This is a genomic window from Elusimicrobiaceae bacterium, assembly GCA_028700325.1.
Classification (GTDB): domain Bacteria; phylum Elusimicrobiota; class Elusimicrobia; order Elusimicrobiales; family Elusimicrobiaceae; genus JAQVSV01.
Genome location: JAQVSV010000016.1, coordinates 15,611 through 35,720, shown reverse-complemented (window position 1 = coordinate 35,720; position 20,110 = coordinate 15,611). Strand labels below are relative to the sequence as shown.

The 20,110-nt window shown below is 57.3% G+C and carries 19 protein-coding genes, 2 tRNA genes and 1 pseudogene; all 22 read right to left on the bottom strand.

The window, feature by feature from the left end; translation table 11 throughout:
* Positions 1-219: 219 nt before the first annotated feature.
* The 22 genes and pseudogenes from PHW69_03780 to PHW69_03675 all read right to left on the bottom strand — a co-directional run bounded on the left by PHW69_03780 (position 220) and on the right by PHW69_03675 (position 20,061).
* Positions 220-296, bottom strand: a tRNA-Pro gene (locus tag PHW69_03780).
* Positions 297-323: 27 nt separating this feature from the next.
* Positions 324-395: transfer RNA gene (locus tag PHW69_03775), tRNA-Pro, on the bottom strand.
* A 43-nt stretch (positions 396-438) separates the two neighbouring features.
* Positions 439-786: a MerR family transcriptional regulator gene (locus PHW69_03770; GenBank protein MDD4004305.1), complete on the bottom strand. Its 348-nt coding sequence runs from the start codon at positions 784-786 to the stop codon at positions 439-441.
* 7 nt (positions 787-793) lie between these two features.
* Positions 794-1,054, bottom strand: a complete 261-nt coding sequence (locus PHW69_03765; GenBank protein ID MDD4004304.1) for an HU family DNA-binding protein — start codon at positions 1,052-1,054, stop codon at positions 794-796.
* 8 nt (positions 1,055-1,062) lie between these two features.
* A complete protein-coding gene (locus PHW69_03760) occupies positions 1,063-1,617 on the bottom strand; it encodes a bifunctional nuclease family protein (GenBank protein MDD4004303.1) in 555 nt (184 codons plus the stop codon).
* Between the two features lie 27 nt (positions 1,618-1,644).
* Positions 1,645-2,628, bottom strand: coding sequence for an NAD(P)H-dependent glycerol-3-phosphate dehydrogenase (locus tag PHW69_03755; protein MDD4004302.1), 984 nt, complete (start codon positions 2,626-2,628; stop codon positions 1,645-1,647).
* 2 nt (positions 2,629-2,630) lie between these two features.
* Positions 2,631-3,266 carry a glycerol-3-phosphate 1-O-acyltransferase PlsY gene (plsY, locus tag PHW69_03750; protein MDD4004301.1) on the bottom strand — a complete coding sequence of 212 codons (636 nt, stop codon included), beginning with the start codon at positions 3,264-3,266 and terminating at the stop codon, positions 2,631-2,633.
* Between the two features lie 112 nt (positions 3,267-3,378).
* Entirely contained in the window at positions 3,379-4,629 is a 1,251-nt protein-coding gene (gene hflX, locus PHW69_03745) for a GTPase HflX (GenBank protein ID MDD4004300.1), read from the bottom strand.
* Positions 4,630-4,648: 19 nt separating this feature from the next.
* Positions 4,649-5,656 carry a tRNA (adenosine(37)-N6)-dimethylallyltransferase MiaA gene (gene miaA / locus PHW69_03740; protein MDD4004299.1) on the bottom strand — a complete coding sequence of 336 codons (1,008 nt, stop codon included), beginning with the start codon at positions 5,654-5,656 and terminating at the stop codon, positions 4,649-4,651.
* Between the two features lie 11 nt (positions 5,657-5,667).
* The gene (locus PHW69_03735) at positions 5,668-6,189 is read right to left on the bottom strand and encodes a PilZ domain-containing protein (GenBank protein ID MDD4004298.1); all 522 of its coding nucleotides are present in this window, start codon (positions 6,187-6,189) and stop codon (positions 5,668-5,670) included.
* 14 nt (positions 6,190-6,203) lie between these two features.
* Positions 6,204-7,460 (bottom strand): tRNA (N6-isopentenyl adenosine(37)-C2)-methylthiotransferase MiaB, encoded by a 1,257-nt coding sequence (miaB, locus tag PHW69_03730; GenBank protein MDD4004297.1) that lies wholly within the window; start codon positions 7,458-7,460, stop codon positions 6,204-6,206.
* 117 nt (positions 7,461-7,577) lie between these two features.
* A complete protein-coding gene (locus PHW69_03725) occupies positions 7,578-9,662 on the bottom strand; it encodes a hypothetical protein (protein MDD4004296.1) in 2,085 nt (694 codons plus the stop codon).
* Between the two features lie 29 nt (positions 9,663-9,691).
* The gene (tal, locus tag PHW69_03720; protein ID MDD4004295.1) at positions 9,692-10,822 is read right to left on the bottom strand and encodes a transaldolase; all 1,131 of its coding nucleotides are present in this window, start codon (positions 10,820-10,822) and stop codon (positions 9,692-9,694) included.
* A gap of 31 nt (positions 10,823-10,853) precedes the next feature.
* The gene (rpiB, locus tag PHW69_03715) at positions 10,854-11,315 is read right to left on the bottom strand and encodes a ribose 5-phosphate isomerase B (protein ID MDD4004294.1); all 462 of its coding nucleotides are present in this window, start codon (positions 11,313-11,315) and stop codon (positions 10,854-10,856) included.
* Positions 11,316-11,336: 21 nt separating this feature from the next.
* Positions 11,337-12,053: a hypothetical protein gene (locus PHW69_03710; GenBank protein ID MDD4004293.1), complete on the bottom strand. Its 717-nt coding sequence runs from the start codon at positions 12,051-12,053 to the stop codon at positions 11,337-11,339.
* Positions 12,054-12,057: 4 nt separating this feature from the next.
* Positions 12,058-12,816, bottom strand: coding sequence for a hypothetical protein (locus tag PHW69_03705; GenBank protein ID MDD4004292.1), 759 nt, complete (start codon positions 12,814-12,816; stop codon positions 12,058-12,060).
* A 264-nt stretch (positions 12,817-13,080) separates the two neighbouring features.
* Positions 13,081-14,190 (bottom strand): hypothetical protein, encoded by a 1,110-nt coding sequence (locus PHW69_03700; protein MDD4004291.1) that lies wholly within the window; start codon positions 14,188-14,190, stop codon positions 13,081-13,083.
* A complete protein-coding gene (locus PHW69_03695) occupies positions 14,187-16,061 on the bottom strand; it encodes a nucleoside-diphosphate sugar epimerase/dehydratase (GenBank protein MDD4004290.1) in 1,875 nt (624 codons plus the stop codon). The genes PHW69_03700 and PHW69_03695 overlap by 4 nt, the downstream gene beginning before the upstream one ends.
* Before the next feature lie 65 nt (positions 16,062-16,126).
* Complete coding sequence (locus PHW69_03690; GenBank protein MDD4004289.1) at positions 16,127-17,854, bottom strand: O-antigen ligase family protein; 1,728 nt, start codon at positions 17,852-17,854, stop codon at positions 16,127-16,129.
* On the bottom strand, positions 17,851-18,468 hold the full coding sequence (locus PHW69_03685; protein ID MDD4004288.1) for a sugar transferase: 618 nt from the start codon (positions 18,466-18,468) through the stop codon (positions 17,851-17,853). Before PHW69_03685 ends, PHW69_03690 begins: the two co-directional genes overlap by 4 nt.
* Entirely contained in the window at positions 18,458-19,600 is a 1,143-nt protein-coding gene (locus PHW69_03680; GenBank protein MDD4004287.1) for a DegT/DnrJ/EryC1/StrS family aminotransferase, read from the bottom strand. The genes PHW69_03685 and PHW69_03680 overlap by 11 nt, the downstream gene beginning before the upstream one ends.
* A 2-nt stretch (positions 19,601-19,602) precedes the next feature.
* A pseudogene (locus tag PHW69_03675) lies at positions 19,603-20,061 on the bottom strand (class I SAM-dependent methyltransferase).
* Positions 20,062-20,110: the final 49 nt, after the last annotated feature.

The window sequence follows — 20,110 nt, the reverse complement described above, 5'->3', positions numbered from 1 at the left end:
CTCCACCGCGTCGCCGGGCAGATTGCATATCCAGCCGCAGAGGCCGAGTTCCCGTGCGGTGTCGCGCGCGAAAGTGCGGTATCCGATCCCCTGCACCCTGCCGTTGAGTTTAAAAAAGTTCCTTGTCACTGTTGACATGCCATATTATTATAATAAATTGCAGGCGCGATCAGTAAATAAAAAACGGTTCTCCCGTCAGGGAAAACCGTTTTATTCAGCTGGTCGGGGCGGTGGGATTTGAACCCACGACATCACGGACCCGAACCGTGCGCGCTACCGGGCTGCGCTACGCCCCGAAAAACTGTTTGTTCAGTGCCGCCGAATCGGGAAGGTGGGAATTGAACCCACGACCTCTCGCACCCCAAGCGAGCGCTCTACCACTGAGCCACTCCCCGATACCGCGGCACTGGTTCAGCTGCCAACCGGGTATGTCACATTTTAGCATTCTTTTGCCAGGTTGCAAATATCTTTATGGATCTCCCGGAGCAGTTTGAGGGTTTCCTCGCTTTGGGCGCGGGTGTTGTTCTTGGCCGCGACACCTCCCCCTCTCAGGAATTTTTTCGCGCCCTCGAGCGTCATTTTGCCTTTGTAAATAAGATCCTTGATTTCCAGCACGACGGTGATATCGCGTTTGGTGTAGCGGCGGTGCCCGGAGTCCTTGCGCACCGGGCGGATGAGGCCGAATTCCTTCTCCCAATAGCGCAGCGAGTGTTCCGGCACGCCGCAGATGCGGCTTACGTCGCCGATGGAAAAGTAATCGTTTTCGCTGAGGGCTTGCAGATCCATAAAAATATCACTCCAGCAGTTTGGGCGAAGCCCGGAACCGCACGGTTTTTTTTGGCGGCACCGCCAGTATCTCGCCCGTGGCGGGGTGTCTGCGCCGCCGCGCGTTGTTTACGCGCGGCAGAAAAGAGCCGAAGCCCGATACCGTCACCTGTTCCCCGTTTTTCAGCGCCTGAGCCAGTATCTCGAAAGTTTTGCGCACCGTCCGCGCCGCTTCCGCGCGGTCGGTGCAGTGTTTAGCCACTTCGGTTTCGATATCGGTTCTGTTCATGCGCGGAGTTATTTGGCCTGGTCGGGGCCGGAACCGTCGGTTCCGGGGCCGTCCGGGTTCCCGTTCTCTTTTTTCTTCAAATCGCCGAAGATATCCTGCGGCGTGATGTGCTGGATCTTCGATTTGAAATCTTTCACTTCATCCTCGCTGATGGGTTTGTTAAGCACCTGCGAGGCTTCAAACACGGTTTCGGTTATGTACATGGGGCACCCGGCCCGCACTGCCAGCGCGATCGCGTCGGACGGACGCGAATCTATCACCGTGACTTCGCCTCCTTCGTCGGCCATATAGATCGAGGAATAATAGGTGTTGTCCACCACCTTGTCTATGACGATTCTGGTGATTTTGCGTTTGGTCGCCGTTATGATAGAAAGCAATAAATCATGCGTGAACGGGCGCGGCAGCGGTATCCCGGAAAATTTGATCGCGATTGCCTGTCCTTCCACCGGGCCTATCCAGATCGGCAGAAGGCGTATGCCGTTCAGCTCTTCCAGAAACACGATGGCGTCGGTCATGGTCGTCGCCAGAGAATAAATCCTGATTTCCAGTTCTTTTCCGTTCATAATCACGGGGCGCGCCCCGCCCCTTTTTTAAAATCCCAGCGCATGCAGCACGGTTTCCGCCGGACTGCCTTTTCTGATTATATCATGAACCGCGTTGATCAGCGGCACGTTCAATTTCTTCGCGCACGCGAAGCTGTAAATGCTTTCCACGGAATCCGCGCCTTCGGTCACGGTGTTTATTTCACCCCGCGCCTGAGCCAGCGCCTTGCCCTGCCCGAGTTTTATGCCGAGCCGGGTGTTGCGCGAAAGCGTGGAGGTGCCCGTCAGGATGAAATCGCCCAGTCCCGCCAGCCCGTATACGGTTTCACCCGTGCCGCCTGCGGCCAGCACCACGTCGTGCATTTCGCGCATGGCCAGAGTCACCAGCGCGGCCTTGGTGTTGATCGTTTTGCCCAGCCCTTCCGCCACGCCGCAGGCTATGGCCAGCACGTTTTTTGCCGCGCCCGCCCACTGCACTCCGGTGGGATCGTCCGACAGCTCCACGCTTATAGGATAACTGTTGAAAACCGGAACCGTGCGCTCCAGCAGTCTGCGGTTGCGGCCCGCCAGCACTATTTTTGTCGGCATGGCGTGCGCAACTTCAAGCGCGAAACTGGGGCCTGAAAACGCCATTACGCAATCTTTCTCGGCCGGTATTTCCTGCTCGATGATTTCGGTAAGGGTCAGCAGGCTTTCGTCTTCTATGCCTTTGGCCGCGCTTACCACGGGAATGCGTTTGCCGCGGAGCCGGATGCCGATATCATGCGCCAGCCTGCGCACGCTTTTGGAGGACGTGACAATCAGGATCAGGTCGGCATCGGCCAGCGCGGCGTCCATATCGCGCGTTATCACGATATCGCGGCGGAAATGAAAGCCCGGGATATGCGGATGCGCGCCGCCGTGTTCTGCTATTTTATTTACGAGATGCTCGAAGTATTCCCACACCACCACGCTGCGGCCCTGTTTGGCTATGTGCTGGGCGAGTACGCTGCCCCATACTCCGGCTCCGAAAACGGCGACTTTGTTGATCATTGTCAGTTTTTCTTGGCGGGAAGCTCTTTAGGGTCTCGTTTTGTGCCGTCTTCAAAAGCCAGTTCCTGATTTTTAATGAGGCGTTTGATGTTGGGAATATGGCGCACTATTATCAGAGCGGACACCAGCGATACCGTCACCAGAAACGGCAGCGGATACTTGCCCATGGCGAAGCTGACGATCGGCAGTGTCACGCCCGCCACAATCGAGCCGACCGAAATATGCCCGCTCAGCGCCACCGACACCACAAACACCACAAACGCTATCAGCGTAGGCACCGGCAGCAAAGCCGCAAACACGCCGAGTGACGTGGCAACGCCTTTGCCGCCCCGGAATTTAAGGAAAATGCTCCACATATGGCTGATAATCGCCATGATGCCGCAGGCTATGGCGAGCCAGTAATTGTCCGGGTAAAAATGAATGGCCAGGGTAACCGGCACAAACCCTTTGAGCGAGTCGCCCAGCATGGTCCCCCATCCCGCCCATTTGCCTACTATGCGATATACGTTCGCCGCGCCCGGATTGCCGGAGCCGTGCTCCCTGATGTCTATTCCTTTTACGGACCGGGCTATCAGATAGCCCGAGGGGATTCCGCCGAGAATGTAGCTTGCCGCAAGAAGCAATACTATTTCAGTCATTTCAATACCTCTGGGGAGTATCGCGGGTCAGCCCGCGAGGTGTATATACATATACATTATACAAATTCGGAAACACCGGGCCAGTGCTTTGATGGCGGGGTTAGCGGGGCCGTCAGGGCTGTCCGGATTTTTTGAGTATGCGCGCCCAATTGCCGTCCGTAGCCATGAAATGAAGCATTGTCCGGCCTTGCGCATCGTGCGCGCGCCCGGTCACCAGCGCAGTGGTGTAGATAGTGTCAACAAGCGCCTCTTTGCCGGCCGGTACGGTAAGAACCCGCGGTTTCCAGCGCGCGCTCAGCAGCGTTTCTACCCGTTCGAGCATTTCCGTCACGCCGGTATTTTCGGTGGCGGAGATGAATACCGCCTGCGGATATCGGGTTTTCAGTTCGGCGAGCGTGAATTTGTCGGCCGCGTCAATTTTATTGAAAACATCCAGCACCGGCACGTCCTGCGCGCCGATTTCGGCGAGGGTATCCTGCACGGTTTTGCTTTGTTCGTTCACGAATTCGCTGGCGGCGTTGCGGACGTGCACTACGCAGTCGGTCACGGCGATTTCCTCAAGCGTCGCCCGAAACGAAGCCACCAGCATGTGCGGCAGTTTCTGGATAAAACCAACGGTATCCGAAAATAACGCCTGTCCGCCGCTTGGCAGGTTAACGCGCCGGGTGGTCGGGTCGAGCGTGGCGAACAGCATGTCGTCCACATAGACTTCCGACTTTCCTCCCGTCAGCCGGTTCAGAAGGGTTGATTTGCCCGCGTTTGTATAGCCTGCCAGCGCAATTTGCGGCATCGGAATATTGGCGCGGTTCTTGCGCTGGGTGCGCCGCTCGCGGGTGATCGCGTCAATATCGGTTTGCAGCCGCGCGATCCGCTCCCTGATGCGCCGCCGGTCATATTCCAGCTTGCGTTCGCCCGGCCCGCGTGTGCCGATGCCGCCGGTCTGCTGCATCATGGCGGTGCCGCGCCCGGTCAGCCGGGGCAGATTGTAGGTGAGCTGCGCCAGTTCCACCTGCAGCACGCCTTCGCGGGTGCGGGCGCGCTGGGCGAAAATATCCAGAATCAGCCTCGTGCGGTCAATTACTTTCGCGGGCATCAGCTCGTCGAGATTGCGCTGCTGGGCCGGGCTCAAATCGTCATCAAAAATGACGGCGTCCGCCTCGAGCTGTTCCGCCAGTTCCGCTATTTCCAGGGCCTTGCCCTTGCCGATAAACGTGGCGGGGTTATAGGCCTGCAGCCGCGCCGCGACGGTTTTAAGCGCTTCCGCTCCGGCCGTATTGGCCAGCCGCTCAAGTTCCGCGAGCGATTCTCCGATCCCTGCCTGCGCGGATTTGAGTTCCGCGCCCACCAGTATGGCTTTTTCCATTTATTTAGGGAGTCCTGTGTCAAAACAGCGAAACGCTGTGCTCGGCCCGGTTTTCGCGGTTGTCGCGGATTTTGGCCGCCAGCCGCGCGGGATCCCAGTCTTCCGGTTTTGCGAGCCTGATGCGCGGCACGTTCTGATATCTTCTCAGCCAGGTCATCTGCCGTTTCGCGTAGGACTGGGTGAGCGAGGTGATTTTGTGGATTGCGTCGGGCCTGCTGGCTCCGTTGTTTATGCAGTCAAGCGCCTGTGGGTAGCCCAGACTCTTGAGGGCCGGACAGTCCGCCGGGCAGCCTGAGTTCAAAAGCGCGGCGGTTTCTTCCAGCATCGGCTCGAAAATCTGTTTCGTGCGGCCGTGAATGCGGGCGTGCAGTATTTCCTTGTCCCATTCAATGACAAGAAAATCGGCCTCGTGGGTGGGCAATACCCCGTAATAGCCCCGCGTCCAGATAGCCGAGATGGGACGCCCCGTCAGCTCATGCACTTCCAGCGCGCGGATCAGGCGCTGCGTGTTGCCGGCAGGTATTTTAGCTGCGGCGGCGGGATCAACGCTTGCCAGCCGCGCATGCACCGTCGCGTTGCCGCTGGTCAGTATTTCCCTGTGCAGGCGTTCGCGGATTTCAGGGGAGGCCTCGGGCAGATCGTCCAGCCCGTTCCAGTAGGCCTGGATATACATGCCCGTCCCGCCCGCGAAAATAGGAGTTTTTCCCCGTGCCGTTATGTCCTGCGCGAGTTTTTTCGCCTGCGCAATAAACGTCATCGTGTCGTACGAGGATTGCGGATCTAGAAAATCCACCAGATGGCACGCAATGTCGCGCACAAAATAGACCGGACCGTATGGCGTGTCGCGCCATTGCCCCGGCGGCTTGGCCGTGCCGGCCGACAGGAGCCGGTATACCTGCCGGGAGTCGGCCGAAATAACTTCGCCCCCGCACTCCCGGGCGGTTTCCAGCGCCAGTTCGGTTTTGCCGGAGGCGGTGGGGCCCATTATCACTATCGGGCGCAGATCGGGGTTGCGGGGGCTTGTCATTTGCCGGAAGTTTATTTCTTTTTCGGCGAGCCGGAGCCGGTTTTTTTGCCGGCCGGTCTGGCGGGCCTGGTTTCAAACAGGGTTTCGTCTTTCTGCGGCTTGTTGCACAGGTAATGGCATTTGCAGTTGCCTACGCAGGCTTCCGGCAGTTTGAGCGTGACGCGGGTTTCGCAATCTTCGTAATCTTCCGCCATCGCGTTGATTCTGGCCACGGCCGTCTTGCCGATTTCGGTGAACGCTATGCCGGTCATGAACACTCCGCCCTTGCCGCGCACCCAGGCTATTCTGCCCTGCACGGGTATCTTGCCCAGGCCCGGCAGTTCCAACGACATATCCAGCAGGTTGCCTTTCGGAGGATCAAGAAACGTCATGAGCCGCATTCCGCCGGACGAAAGATTCGACAGTATTGCGGGCTGCGTTATCATATTGCCCGAACTGTCTTCAAACGCCAGATTGACCGGTTCCACCACGCCGTGTATGATCGGCAGCCGTACATGTTTTCTTCGCTCCTGAAACTTGCTTTCCTTTTCCATATGGTTCCTTGGTGTCATAGATCAGCCAGCAGTGTATTGCCCTGCAGCCCTGTTATTTTCGTTTTTACCAGCGTTCCCGGCGTTTGTTGCGACTTCGTCCGCACCCAGTAATTGGTAGAGGTGCGTCCTTTGTCAGGTGTTTCGAAAAGCGTTTCCTGCACTGTGCCCACCTGTTCCTCAAAGCGCCGCGCCGCAGTCTCCTTAACTTCGGCCAGCAGTCTTGCGAGCCGATCTTCCAGAGTAATGCCGTCAGGCTGTTCGGGCATCTCCGCGGCAGGCGTGCCCGCGCGGGGCGAATACTTGAAACAGTAAGCGAACGAGAACCCGCATTCCCGAACAAGCGACAGCGTATCCGCGAAATCGGTTTCCTGCTCTGAAGGAAATCCTACAATAAAGTCAGTTGATACGGCAATATCCGGCACGCGGGTTTTTAAAAGCGAAATTTTTTCCAGCAGGCCGGCTCGGGTGTAGCCGCGCTTCATAAGGGCGAGGATCCGGTCCGAGCCGCTTTGTACCGGCAGGTGCATGTGGCGCGCTATTTTCGGAAAGCGTTCGAGCGTTTCCGCGAAGTCTTCGTTGATGTAGCCCGGATGCGGGCTTATGAAACGGATTCTCTGTATACTCTCGATGGCGTGCGCTTTTCTGAGCAGCGCGGGAAAATCCGTTTCGCCGCCGGCGTGGCGATAGGAGTTCACGGTCTGGCCAAGCAGCACGATTTCGCGCGCGCCGCGCGCCGCCTTGTCTTTTATTTCCGCAAGTATTTCACCGGGATCGCGCGAAACACCCGGCCCTCTCACCGCCGGCACGATACAGTAGGCGCAGGCGTGGCTGCACCCGCGCATGATGGTGGAATAGGCGACAAGCGGCGCGTTCCGTTGCGCAACCGGGAAAGCCTTTGCGCCGGTGTCCGCCGCAAACGCGAACAATTCGGCGAACCGGTCAAGGTCTTTTGCGCCAGCCGCCAGATCAACATGCGGGAACCGCCGGCGCAGTTCGCTTCCCAGCCTCTGTGCCGCGCAGCCGGCCACGATAATCAGTCTTCCCGTCCGGCGCTGTTTCCAGAACTTCAGCCGCCCCACCAGCGAGAGCGCGCGGTGTTCCGCATGCTCCCGCACGGTGCAGGTATTGAGCAGGACGGCGTCGGCGTCTTCCATATCGTCGGTCAGCCGGTATCCCGCCTGCGCCAGCGCGAGATACATTTCGTCGGAGTCCGCCTCGTTCATCTGGCACCCGAAAGTCCGTATGAAAAGTTTTTTGCCGGTGTCTTGCATGCTGTGTTTTTACAACAAATATCCACTCAGGGCAGGTTTTTGAGCCTTCCGTATGCGGTACCATTGCCGTCCGGGGTTAATAGCGCCCGGACGGCTAATGGTTTTTTACTTCAAATTTCAGGCCACTTTAAAACGTTTCGTTTTAGTGGTCACCACCCCGGTGGGAGTGGTAATGCGCGCCGTGGCGGTGTAATTGCCGGGCGTCGCGTTCCAGTCGTACCACCAGTAGCCTACCGAGTGGCGGCATGGCAGCCATTCGCCGTTGTTGAGGCACAGTTCCACATAGCCGTTTGAACTTGCGCCTATGCGGAACACATAGTGGCACTGGCTGATTGTCTCGTTGGTAATGGGATAATCAATGGTCACATAAGTAGTGTTGACGGTTTCTGTCGTGCCGGTTTTTTTCGTGGTTGTCGTTTTCCGGGTTGTGGCGGTGGTCGCTTTTGCAACAGCGGGTTTCACGGTTGTTTTTGCGGCGGTGCTGGTTGTGGTGGCGGTTTTGTTGGTTACGGGTTTTGTTTTTACTGGCATGGTCTCCCTCACATTTTGTTTATTTTTGCTTATTTCAAGCAGGCCGGCGTTAAGCGCCGCCAGCCCTTTCGCGCAGGGAGCCGGCAGGTGCACGCGTATTACGCGGCGGCCTTTGGCTTCAAGCGCCTTGAAATCTCCCTCGGCCTGTGCGGAACACAGTCCGTCAAAGCTGAATTTCTGGCCCGGCACAGGCAGGTCACGCCGCGGGTCGCAGGTGATCATGAGAAATATGGCGTTGTTCGCGCCGCCCTTGTGGAGCTGCCCGGTGGAATGCAGATAACGCGGCCCGTAGCCGAACAGCGTGGCGCAGCCGGTGGTTTCCACAAGCAGCGCGCGCAGTTTCTTCAGCGAAGCTTCTTCCTTTGTTCCGCCGGGCGTGTAAGCCAGAATGCCGATATAATCACCCATCTTTACCGAGCCGCACAGCGTTGCCGCCCAGTTCGCGGCAGTCACGGTTTTGTCCGCATAGGCCTGCGAAGCCGAAAACCGCGGGGTTTTTACCGGTGCGGGCCGCGCTTTAGGATCGAACGCGGAAAGCACTTTCTGCGCCATGCTTTTAGCTTCCTGCACGTTGGGCTGGTCGTAGGGATTGATGCCCATCACCGCGCCGGCCGCGGCTGTTGCGACTTCCCAAAGCATGAACTGCGCGCCCAGATCATAGATGTCCTCCAGTGAAAGGGCCGCCGTGTAATGACCCGCCTTTTCGAGTTTTTCCAGTACGGATTCGGCTTCAAGTCCTATTCCCACGAACAGCCGGTCATTGCCGTAATTGAGTTTTTTCAGCGGTTTTTCGCCCGCTACGGGAACTATCCCTTTGCCGTTTTTTCCGGTGCTTTCGCCGGTTAACTGCTCTATCCACAGGCCGAAAGTTTCCAGTTCCGGCCCGGTGATGACGGTCAGTTTGTCGGCCCCGCTAAGCGCGCACTGGCCCAGCGCCGCGCCGAGCAGCACGCCGTCGTTGGTTTTAAGTTCTGTCCGCCTGCAGTTCTCACCGGCGCGGGCCGCGCGCTCAAGCAGTTTGCGCACGTCTATGCCCATCAGTGCGGCGGGCACCAGTCCGAAATAGGAAAGCGCGGAGAACCGGCCCCCTATGTCGGACGGATTGATAAAGATTTTCCTGAAACCCTGCTCTTTTGCCAGAGTTTCAAGGCCGGATCCCTTGTCCGTTATCGCGACAAAATGTTTCCCCGGGGTTCTGGTGATTTTCTCCAGTTCCGCCCGGAAATACCGGTAAAACGAGTTTGGCTCCACCGTTCCGCCGGATTTGCTGGAATAGATAAAAAGCGTTTTTCCAAGATCCACCGTTTTCCGGATTTCCTCTACCCACGCGGGGTTGGTGCTGTCGAGCACCAGCAGCCGCGGATACCCTTTTTTTACCGGAAAAACACGCGCAAACACTTCCGGCGCGAGGCTTGAGCCGCCCATGCCCAGCACGACGGCGAATTTAAACTCTTTCGCCGCGTCCGCCGCGAAAGTTTCCAGTTCCGCGCTGTTTTGCAGCATGAAGCCGGGCACGGTCAGCCAGCCCATGCGGTTTTTGGTTTCCTCGTCGGGCCTGTTCAGCCAGAGCGTGGCGTCTTTTTTCCACAGCCTGGCCGCGAAATTGCTCTGTTCCAGCGTCCGGAGGGAAATTTTCTTTTCCAGTTTTTTGCCCAGTTTGAGTGTTGCCATGTTCCAGTCCCCTTTCCGTTGCGTGTCGTTTATAATGTTTTTATTTTCGCCGCGATTGCCTCTGTCAGCAGGTCGTATGACCGGGCGAATTGGGCGATCCCGTTTTTTTCAAGCCGGTCATACGCGTCGTCAAGTTTCACGCCCTGTTCGCGTATTTCTTCCAGCAGTACGGCGGCCGTGCAATAGTTTTTATCCACAGTTTCCGCAAGTGTTCCGGCGCCGCGAAACGCGTCGAGCGTTTTTTCCGGCATGGTGTTTACCGTATCCGCGCCGATCAGTCCGTCCACATAAACGGTGGGCGGATAGGCCGGGTTTTTCGCGCCCGTGGACGCCCATAAAATACGCTGCACCCGCGCCCCGTTGGCGCGCATGCGCAGAAACGATTCCGAAGTGGCGAAAATGGACGAGAACGCCTTGTACGCTTCCTTGCTGTTGGCGATGGCGGTTTTTCCCCTCAGGCCGAGCAGCCTGTTTTTCCGGGCCGGATCGGAGGCGTTGGCGGCCGCCTCGTCGAGCAGCGCGTCAATTTCGGTGTCAATGCGGCTGACAAAGAAACTCGCTACGGAATTAACCGAGTCAACCTGCAGGCCCCGCCGGTACCGCCATTCCAGCCCTTCAATATAGGCGAGCGCGGTTTCCTCGTACCTGCGCGGCGAAAAAAGCAGCGTCGCGTTTACATGGACGCCTTCGAAAATCAGCAGTTTGACCGCGCGCAGGCCGGCGCGGGTGGCGGGCACTTTTATCATCACGTTGGGGCGGCCGATTTTTTTGAACAGTTCCCGGCCTTTTATCAACGTGGCGTCGGCGTCGTGCGCGAGCGCGGGCGGCACTTCGATGCTGATGAACCCGTCCGCCCCGCCGGATCTGTCGTGCACCGGGCGGAAAATGTCGGCCGCGCGGCGGATATCCTCAACCGCCAGTTCCTCGAAAATCCGCTCGGGCGAGAGGCCGGCTTGAGCCAGGCGTTTGATATCCTTGTCGTACGCCGCGCTGGAGGTGATGGCTTTTTCGAAAATAGTCGGGTTGGAGGTTACTCCGCAAACGCCGTCTTCGCTGATCCAGCGTTCGAACCGGCCGGAATCAAGATAATCACGGGTGAGGTTGTCGAGCCATACGCTCTGTCCCAGCCGCTTCAGTCCAAGAAGTTTGTTTTCCGCCATGGTTCCCCTGTCCCAAGGTTCTGTTTCTGCTTTATTTCATGTTCTCTTTTTCAATCTCGGATATTTTGCCCAGCCGCCGCAAATGCCGGCCCTCGGTGGTTTGCCGGGCTTTCAGGAACGCGTCCACGATTGATTCCGCCACCGCCGCACCCACTATCCGCGCGCCTAGGCACAGCACGTTCATATGGTCGTGCTCCACACCCTGCGCAGCCGAATAGGTGTCATGGCACAGCCCGGCCCGTATGTTTTTGAATTTGTTGGCGGCGATGCAGACCCCCACGCCGCTGCCGCAGATCAACACGCCCAGTCCGGCTTCGCCGCCGGCCACTTTGAGGGCCACCGCTCTGGCGAAATCCGGATAATCCACCGAGTCGGTGCCGCAGGTTCCCAGATCAAGCGCGGTATCGCCGTTTTTGATTATCCGGTCTATCACAGTCTGTTTCAGCGCGAAACCCGCATGGTCACAGCCTACCGCCACAGTTCTGTTTTTCATCGCGAAAATTCTCCTCCGGGGTCAGCGTTCCGGCGCAAATAGCGAATCCACCTGCCGGACCAGTTGCGCGTCCGGCTCCGGCATGGGCGGTATTTTGTTAAACCGTCCGATCGGCGAGAGGTAAAACGCTCCTTCCGCCGAGAGAAATAATTTTTTCATTTCCGGCACCAATTGGGTCGAGGCGTCTTTTTTCACCGTGATGCTGTTTTTGTAAGCCCAGGCCTCAATGCTGTTTTTCCCGGTGATGCGGGCCAGCAGCGTGCCATTGCCCGCGGTTATCGCCGCGCCTTCCGATATGATGCTTAGCCCGGCGCCTGAATTATTCCAGATTTCCACCTGCCCAGCTATCAGTTCAAAAGCCGCCGGAGCGGTGCTTATGATGCCCAGCGTGCTGGCCGCGCCGAGCCGGATCAGGATATTCCTGTGCAGATAGATTTCCGCAAAACCGCTGTCCGGCGCGACACGGATGCGGTCACCTGCGTCAAGTCCGGCGGGCAGGTCGCGGTACCGCCAGTTTGTTTCCGAATGCGAAAAGATTTTGATTTTTCCCGGCGATCTGAACACCAGCCCCGGTTCCTTTGCCGCGGGAGCCTGCGCAACAGGCTGCTCGGCCGGCGGCAACTGCGGGCCTTCCAGTTTCGGCGCGCCGGCGCAGCCCGCCAGCGCAAGCAGCGCCGCGAACCGGGTAACCCGCGCTAATGGGCCTGTCAAATATTTTTTAAGCGGTTTTGGGGTCATAAAGTCAGCTTTCCAGCACCAGAACACGGTGCCCCTGTATATAATATCGGCCTTTATAAAGCGCGAGGCTGGCGCGCACGTCCCTGTTGGTTTCGAACAGCGGGCGGAACCGCCCGTTCAGCAGTTCAGCCGGAGCGGCCATGGCGGACGGGCCGGTGTTTATCAAAACGGTATAGAGTCTGCCGTGGTGTCGCCAGGCGGCGGCGCGCAGCGGCGCGGGCGCGCGCAGCGGCGGCTGTTCGGCGCGGGCGGCTGAAACGACCGGAGCCATGTCGGCCAGTTCGGCGTTCACGCGCGCGGCGCAGGCGAGCAGATCTCCGAGTTCGGAAAGCCTGGCGGGCGCGGCCGGCCCGTAAAAAATTCCGGTTGCTCCGGAGGCAACCGCGCTCCATGCGGCGAACCGCAGCGTTTCAAAAACCGGAAAGCCCGCCGTGTCCGAAAAATCGGATGGAACCCGGCAGAACACGCCTTCGGTCACGCTTTTCTTCCCCGCGAGTTTGATGGCGCCGGTAAGCAGGCCTGTTTGTCTTGAGCAGGCGAGCGGATCGGACTGCGAGGCAGGAGCAAGCAGAATGTAGCTGTATTTTTCAACAAGTTTGAAAGCCGCTGCCGCGCTGCCGGCGACCGTGATAATGCTGTTGGTCCCGGCGTTTGAGCCGCCGTATGCGGCCCAGACGTTTTTCACGGTGTTTTCGTCAAGCGCGGCCTGCGGCAGGATAAGCCGCAGGCCCGCGGCTTTTGCGGATTTGATGATTTGCGGCATCGCGCCGCTTCCGGCGGAGGAAACTGACACACAGTTAAACCCCGCGGTTTTCAAAAGCCGATACTCTTCCGGCGCGGCGGGCCCGTCCATACAGATTGGAAAGAATGCGCTGCATACAGCGCAGAAAGCCGTTGCGGTCAAAACGGCGGCAGTGACTCTTTTGAAACGTTTTCCGCTCACATGTATATTATATATCAAACCTTGGGATATGGGAACCGGATTTAAAAGTTTCCGGGCATGGCACCGGGCCGGCCCGGCACGCGGTCAGCGGCTGCGCAATACGAATACCCGGTAAGGGCTGAAACGGGGGTGTCTGCGTTCTTCCGTCAGGTCTTCTATTTTGGCGGACCGCTCAAACAGCACCGTCCATTTTCTGTCGTCGCGCAGCGCTTTCGGCATGACGGTATGGGTATTGGCCGTGTTGGCGGCTACAAGATAGGTTTTCCCGTCGTATTTCCATGCCCGGCAGGCGAGCGGTCCGGCGCAGGCCGCGGGGCATTCCGTTTCCGTGCCGGACTCAAGCACTTTCCGCAAGCCGGCGATTTCTTTCACCGTTTTTGAGAGATTGTGCCAGAGCTCCGGATATTCGGTGAGCGGCAGTCCGGTGCTGCTGTTGGTGAAAGTGAAATAAAACACGCCTTTCGCGCCCGATAAAACAGAATGGTAGGTCATAAAACGCAGTTCGGCGGCGGTCGGATAGCGGCCGATCCGGTTCCTGCTGTGCTGCGGGTAGTACAGCCAGTTAAATGCCTGCAGCACCGCCCAGACCGGTTTTAACGGCTGGTTGATGATCCCGAGGCCTTTGAGCGCGGTGTCAATCTGCCTGCCGGCGCTTTCAAGAGGCAGGTGCGGAACCGGATACCAGTCCACCATCAGCGCGTCGGCGGATTTTCCGTATGCCACGGCGCATTTCCCTTCGCCTGTCACGAAAACCGTCCGCTGGTTCTGCGACCAGTTCTTCACTTCCATATATTTCAAAAACAGTTCGGGCGGAGTAAGGCTGTGCACCTCCGGCTCATCATACAGATACCACGCCAGTATCGGCCATGTTTTCCGCGCTTCTTTCGCATAAGGCGAACCCATTACCCGGTAGGGCGAGGACACCAGTTTCATTCCGTTCTTGCGGCAGGCCGTCGCAAGCGCGGCAATTTTATCAGGCGCCTGCGTGTAAGTCTGGATTGTGTTAAAGCCCGCTTCCTTGAGCAAAGGCACCGAGTCCGGCGAAAGCACTCCGTAGATCCCGATCGGGAAAAAATTTTCGGCCGGCGGCTGTTCCGCCATGCCGGGAATGAGCCGCCAGGCCGAGGCCGTGCCGCAAAAGAGAGCGTAAGCTGCGGCCGTCAGCGTGGTTTTCAGGCCGGCTGGCATGTTCATTTGGCGTGGTCCGCTTTCAGCAGCGGGTGTCCCTTGTAGGTCGGAACCGCTTCAGCTATGAGTTTAAGCGCCGGAACAGGGTCGTGCAGTTTTACCGCTTCCATAAGCTGACGCATCTGGCGGTCAAGCAGGTCGCCGTCGAGATGGTCAGGAACAGCCGCGAAAATATCGCCGTGCCCGGTGTCTTTTCGTATGTCGGAATCACGGAACAGTTCCTCATGCAGTTTTTCGCCGGGCCGCAGGCCGATGATCTTGATTTTGATGTCGCGGCCGGGTTCCAGTCCGTTTAAAGCAATGAGATTTTTTGCCAGATCAAGCACTTTCACCGAAGTGCCCATATTCAGCACAAACACTTCTCCGCCCTTGCCCATGGAGCAGGCCTGCAGAATAAGCTGCACGGCTTCCTCGGTCGTCATGAAATAGCGGGTGGTGTTTTCGTCGGTGACTGTAACCGGCCCGCCGGCGGCGATCTGTTCCTGGAAAATCTGTACCGCGCTGCCGGAGCTGCCCAGCACGTTGCCGAACCGCACCGACATGAACCGCGTGCCGGGATGTTTAGCAGCGAAAGAGTTGAGCATCCGTTCGGCGAGCTGTTTTGTCGCGCCCATTACGCTTGAAGGGCGCACTGCCTTGTCGGTCGAGATGAACAGAAACCGTTCCGCCCCGTATTGAGCCGCGGTTTCCGCGACCAGCCGTGTGCCCAGCACGTTGTTTTTTACGGCTTCCTGAGGGTTATGCTCCATCAGCGGGACATGTTTGTGCGCCGCGGCGTGAAATATTACTGTCGGACTGTAGGTCTCAAAAATGTTTTTCAAGGTTTCCCGGTCGCGGATATCGCCCGCGACCGACACGAACTTCGCGGCCGGATGTTTGTCGTTCAATTCTCGGTCAATGTTAAACAGCGCGGTATTGTTGTTTTCCAGCAGGATAATCCGTTTCGGATTATAGGACAGGATCTGCCTGCACACCTCGCTGCCGATAGTACCGCCCGCGCCGGTTATCAGTATGGTTTTCCCGGACAGCAGTCCGATAACCGCTTCCATATCAAGCGTAACCGGTTTGCGCTGCAGCAGATCCGACAGCTTGATGTTGCGCAGATGCGTGGACGGCGACATCCCTTTTATAACATCTTCCATTGCCGGAACGGTTTTAAACAGCACTTTCCTGTCAATATTCCGGGAGTAGATTTCGATCAGTTCGCGGATGATCCTGCCCTTGGAGGCGGATATGGCGACCACCACTTCGTCCACCTCGCAGTCTTTGATGATTTTCGTGAGTTTGTTCTTGCCTCCGAAAATGGTTATGCCGTGAATGTGGCGGCCCCATTTGCTGGGATTGTCGTCAAGAAACCCCACAATGCGCGCGGTCGGGTGTTCCGAGTCCAGCATGCTTCTGAGCAACGCTTCTCCCATATCGCCCGCGCCGAAGATCAGCATTTTCGGCAGAGTATCGGAGGTATGTTTTGTTCCGTAACGCCAGTTACGGGTCAGCCGGATAAAGTAACGCGAGCCTCCTATAAGCAGAAGCGTCAGCAATGGTTCCAGAATGAGTATCGAGCGCGGAAACCCGGGCCTTAAAAACGGCAGCAGCGCCGCTATGCCCAACTGGGCAATGAGCACCGCTTTTAGAATATTGCCCAGTTCCCTGATGCTTGCGTAGCGCGAAAGACCTTTGTAGATTTCGAAAAATTCCAGCGCGCCTATGCGTATCCCGACAGCCAGCGGGATAGCCATAAGCATGGAATCCATCTGAACAGCCGGTATGTGAAAATCAAAGCGCAGCAGAAACGCCAGCAGAAACGACAATGCTACCGAACCGGCATCTGCGGTCAGGATAATTAATCTATTGTATCTCGAAAAACGATGCGGCATATCTCAATGATAACAAAAAACTAAGGCAAAAGCACTAGATCTGTCGTGACTTTTGGCACAGCGTCTTAATTGACAGTAGTTTGCCGACCAGGCTGGCGGGATTTGTTTTTGCTGCCGGAATCATGACGGTCGGAGGCCATGAAATCCGCTGTTTTGGCGGCGGTTTTTTTCAACGGAATGTTAAGCGGTGTCAGCTTTAGATAGGGCATATATGTTTCCGCGGCTTTGTTGAGATAAAAACGTCTTTTCTCCGGTTCGCGGACCGCCATGTTGTAATAATTTATGGCGGCGCTGCGCGCTGTGCGTGGGTCGGCCTGCCACAGCAGCGATTTTTCAAGCAGAACCGCTTTGCCTGCGGGATCGAGTCCGGCGGCGTCCAGCCGGCATATGTTCGCCAGTCCCGGCGGCAATGCCAGTATTCCCAATATGGCGGCGGCCGGAACCAGTGCCGCCCGGTAACGGGAGGATCGGGTTTTCAGTTTGCGGGTTGCATCGAAATCCGCACGCGCTTTTTCAAAGGTTTTGGTGCCTAACAGCCCCAGTATAAGGAAAAAGGTCAGCGCGTTGCCGGGAATCTGAAGCGGGAAATCAAAACAGGCGTGCAGGCAGAAAGCAACTGCCGCGGCGAGCAGGCAGATCCCCGCGATGGTTTTTTGCGGCGACATGCTTTTCATTACAGTCCGCACGGCGTAGAACATGAATGCCGTTAGTCCTGCCATGAACGCCAGCGCGCCGGCAAGCCCTGCGGTAAGAACCAGTTCCAGCCAGTCGGAGTGGACATGTTCAACCGTGCCCGGCACGACCGCGTAATTCTGATAGTACGGGAAAGCGTGGATCAGCGAATCAAGGCCCGCGCCCCACAGCGGGAAATCCCTGAACATCACGAATCCGCTTTTGTACATGGACAGGCGGATAAGCACCGTGCTCGTGAATCCTTCGGAGTTGCGGGCCAGCAGGTCCGGCGTGAAATGGATCAAGGTCAGGTATCCGCAGGCGAGCAGGCCGGCGCCGCCGAGCGCGAGTGTCCGCCGGCCGGCTTTCAAAAATTTAAAGGCCGCCAGCACCGCCACGATAAACAGCGCCGCCGCGAATGAATGGATGCCTCCCCGCGAGCCGGTGAATATGATCGCGTAAATATTGATGCCGAGCATTAACGCCATAACGGCCTGCCGGGCGAAAAAATCCAGTTTTTTGCCGCGCCCGGCGAATTTGTCATAAGCGGCGAATCCGGACAGAAAAAGGCCCAGCCCGCAAAGCGCGCTCATCACCAGATAACTGGCGGCGTTGTCGCGGTTGATAAACGGGCCGAATGGCGGCATACCCGTCCCGGATATCTTCCTCAGCCCGTAGATGTATACTTCGTTGCCGGTTTTCTGGAAGATGCCGGTGAATGCCACCACAAGGCCGGTCAGGAAAACTGACCACATGGCGATTTTCAGGTGAATTTTCCGTTCCACCGCCTGCGTCACGGCGAACGCAAACGCCGCATAACAGCACCACAGCACAATGCCGTCCCTGGTGCCGGGCCGCCAGACCGTGAACGGCAGCCAGCCGGCATGCGCGTTCACCGGGTGCGCCGAGGCTGACTGAAGCAGACCTGTCAAAGCCACCGCCAGCGCGCCCGCAACGATAGTGGTGCTGGCGCGCGAGGGGTAAAGGTAACGGCTGCGGGTAACCGTTAAAACGGCGGCAAGCAGCATGCCGGTTTCAAGCAGAGCCCTGGCCCACGGCTCAACGCTTGCGAACGCGAGCGGCGCAAACACCGAAAGCGCGGCAATAAGCGCGAGGTTCATCTGCAAAACACCGCCACGGCAGTTTTTGCAAGTATTTTGACATCTGTCAAAAAAGAAATTTCCGCGACATATTTTTTGTAAAGCGCGATTTTGGCGGGCAGAATCTCGTTAACATAAGCGTCCCGCGGGCGCTGGCAGCGGGCGAGCAGTTCCTCTTCGTTGCGAAATGCGATGGCGGCATAGTCGGTTATTCCGGGCCGCACGGACAGCACGGTTTCATAATCCTGGCGAAACAGCTCCACATAGCGGGCCACCTCCGGGCGCGGCCCCACAAGGCTCATCTCGCCTTTCAGCACGTTAAAAAGCTGGGGCAGCTCGTCGAGCTTTGCGGCGCGCAGGAATTTTCCGACCGGCGTTATCCGGGTGTCGCCTCCGGCCGTTATCTGGGCGCCCTGCCGTTCGGCGTTTTCCGTCATCGTGCGAAATTTCAGGATAAAAAAAGGCTGGAAAGCAAGGCCGGCGCGCTTCTGCCTGAAAAATACCGGCCCGCCATCCCCGGCTTTAACCGCGAGCGCCGCGGCAATGAAAAGCGGAATAACCAGCGGCAGCGCGAATATTATCAGCGTCATGTCCAGCATGCGTTTGCCTGCCGGGACATAAAGTCTAGCGGGCATGCCGGAGTGTTTCCTTGGCCGTGAAGTCCGCTTCCTCTTCCGTCATGGCCGTGAAAATCGGCAGCGATATGGTTTGGGCGTATACCTTTTCCGCGATCGGGTACTTTTCCAGCCGGTATCCGTATTCTTTCATGTAGTATGGCTGCCGGTGCACCGGAATGAAATGAAGCGACGTTGAAATGCCGTTCCCTTTCAGTTTCGCCATCACTTCGTCACGGTTATTAACCTTGATGGCGTAAAGGTGCCAGGAGGTTTCACGGCCGGCTTTTATAACCGGCCGGATGACAGCGGACCCGGCGAACGTCCTGTCGTATCTCGCGGCGATTGCCGCGCGGCGGCTGTGCATGTAATCGAGCTTGTCCAGCTGGGCAAGCCCGATTGCGGCGTTAATGTCGGTGGTGTTGTATTTGTTGCCGTTGTCCACCACTTCATAAAACCAGCTGCCTTGGGCGGTATAGCGGTCCCATGCGTCGCGGCTTATGCCGTGCAGCCGGTTGATTTTCGCGGTTTTCGCGTAGTCGGGATTGGTTGTGACAAGCATTCCCCCCTCTCCGCAGGCGAGGGTTTTTGTCGCGTAAAAGCTGAAGCAGGTTATGTCGCTGAGCGTGCCGGCCCGGCGGTTTTTGTAAGAGGACGGCAGGCAGTGCGCGGCGTCCTCGATAACTTTCAGTCCGTGTTTTTTTGCGATGGCGGCGATTGCGTCCATATCGCACATCTGTCCGCCGTAGTGTACCGGCATAATGGCTTTGGTTCTGGCGGTAACAAGCGGCTCGATTTTGGAGGCGTCAATGTTATGGGTGTCGTATTCAATGTCGCACAGCACCGGTATTGCGCCGAAATAGGTTACCACTTCGGCGGTGGCGATGAAGGTGCAGGTGGGCATGATGACCTCGTCGCCGCGCTGCAGGCCGATGGCCTTGAGCGCGAGGTGCAAAGCGGCTGTGGCCGAGTTTACGGAAACGGCGAACCTGTTTTCCGGGGCAACGTTCGAGTCTTCAAAAATGTAATCGCGGAATTTGTTCTCGAATTCGATGGTTTTTGGGCCCATGGTTATCCAGCCGGACTTCATGGCCTCGACTACGGCGTTAATTTCGTCTTCTGTGATATAGGATTTGTGAAATGGAATCTGCATGGTTACGGTTTCCTTATGTAACCCATATAATGGGTATTTAACAAAGCCAGTGTTTCCAGAAGTTGGCAGCATATGACCGAGCATGGCGCAATAATACGGGTTAATGGAGGCGCAAGCGTGATGCGTTTAAGTCTTATTTCACAGCCTGGGAACAAGGCCATGATTTCAGCTTTTTTTACCCCTTTCACATCGTGATTAGCCGGATTGTCCATGTGAAAGTCGTACCAGATTAATATTCCGCCGGGTTTAAGCACCCGTAAAATTTCCGCCGCCACCCGTTTTTTAGTTTCCGGCTCAAGAATGGAAGTGAACACCGTGAATTGTACAGTAATATCAAATACGTCGTCCTGCCATGGCAACTTTGTAGCGTTGCCAAGCCTGATATCGCTTGATGACAGTATGTTTTTTGCGCTGGAAACGCGTTCCGGCAAAAGGTCAATGCCGCAGAGATTTTGTGCGGAATTGCGCCATGGTGCAGGAAATTGAGCAGCTGACTGCCGCTACCGCACC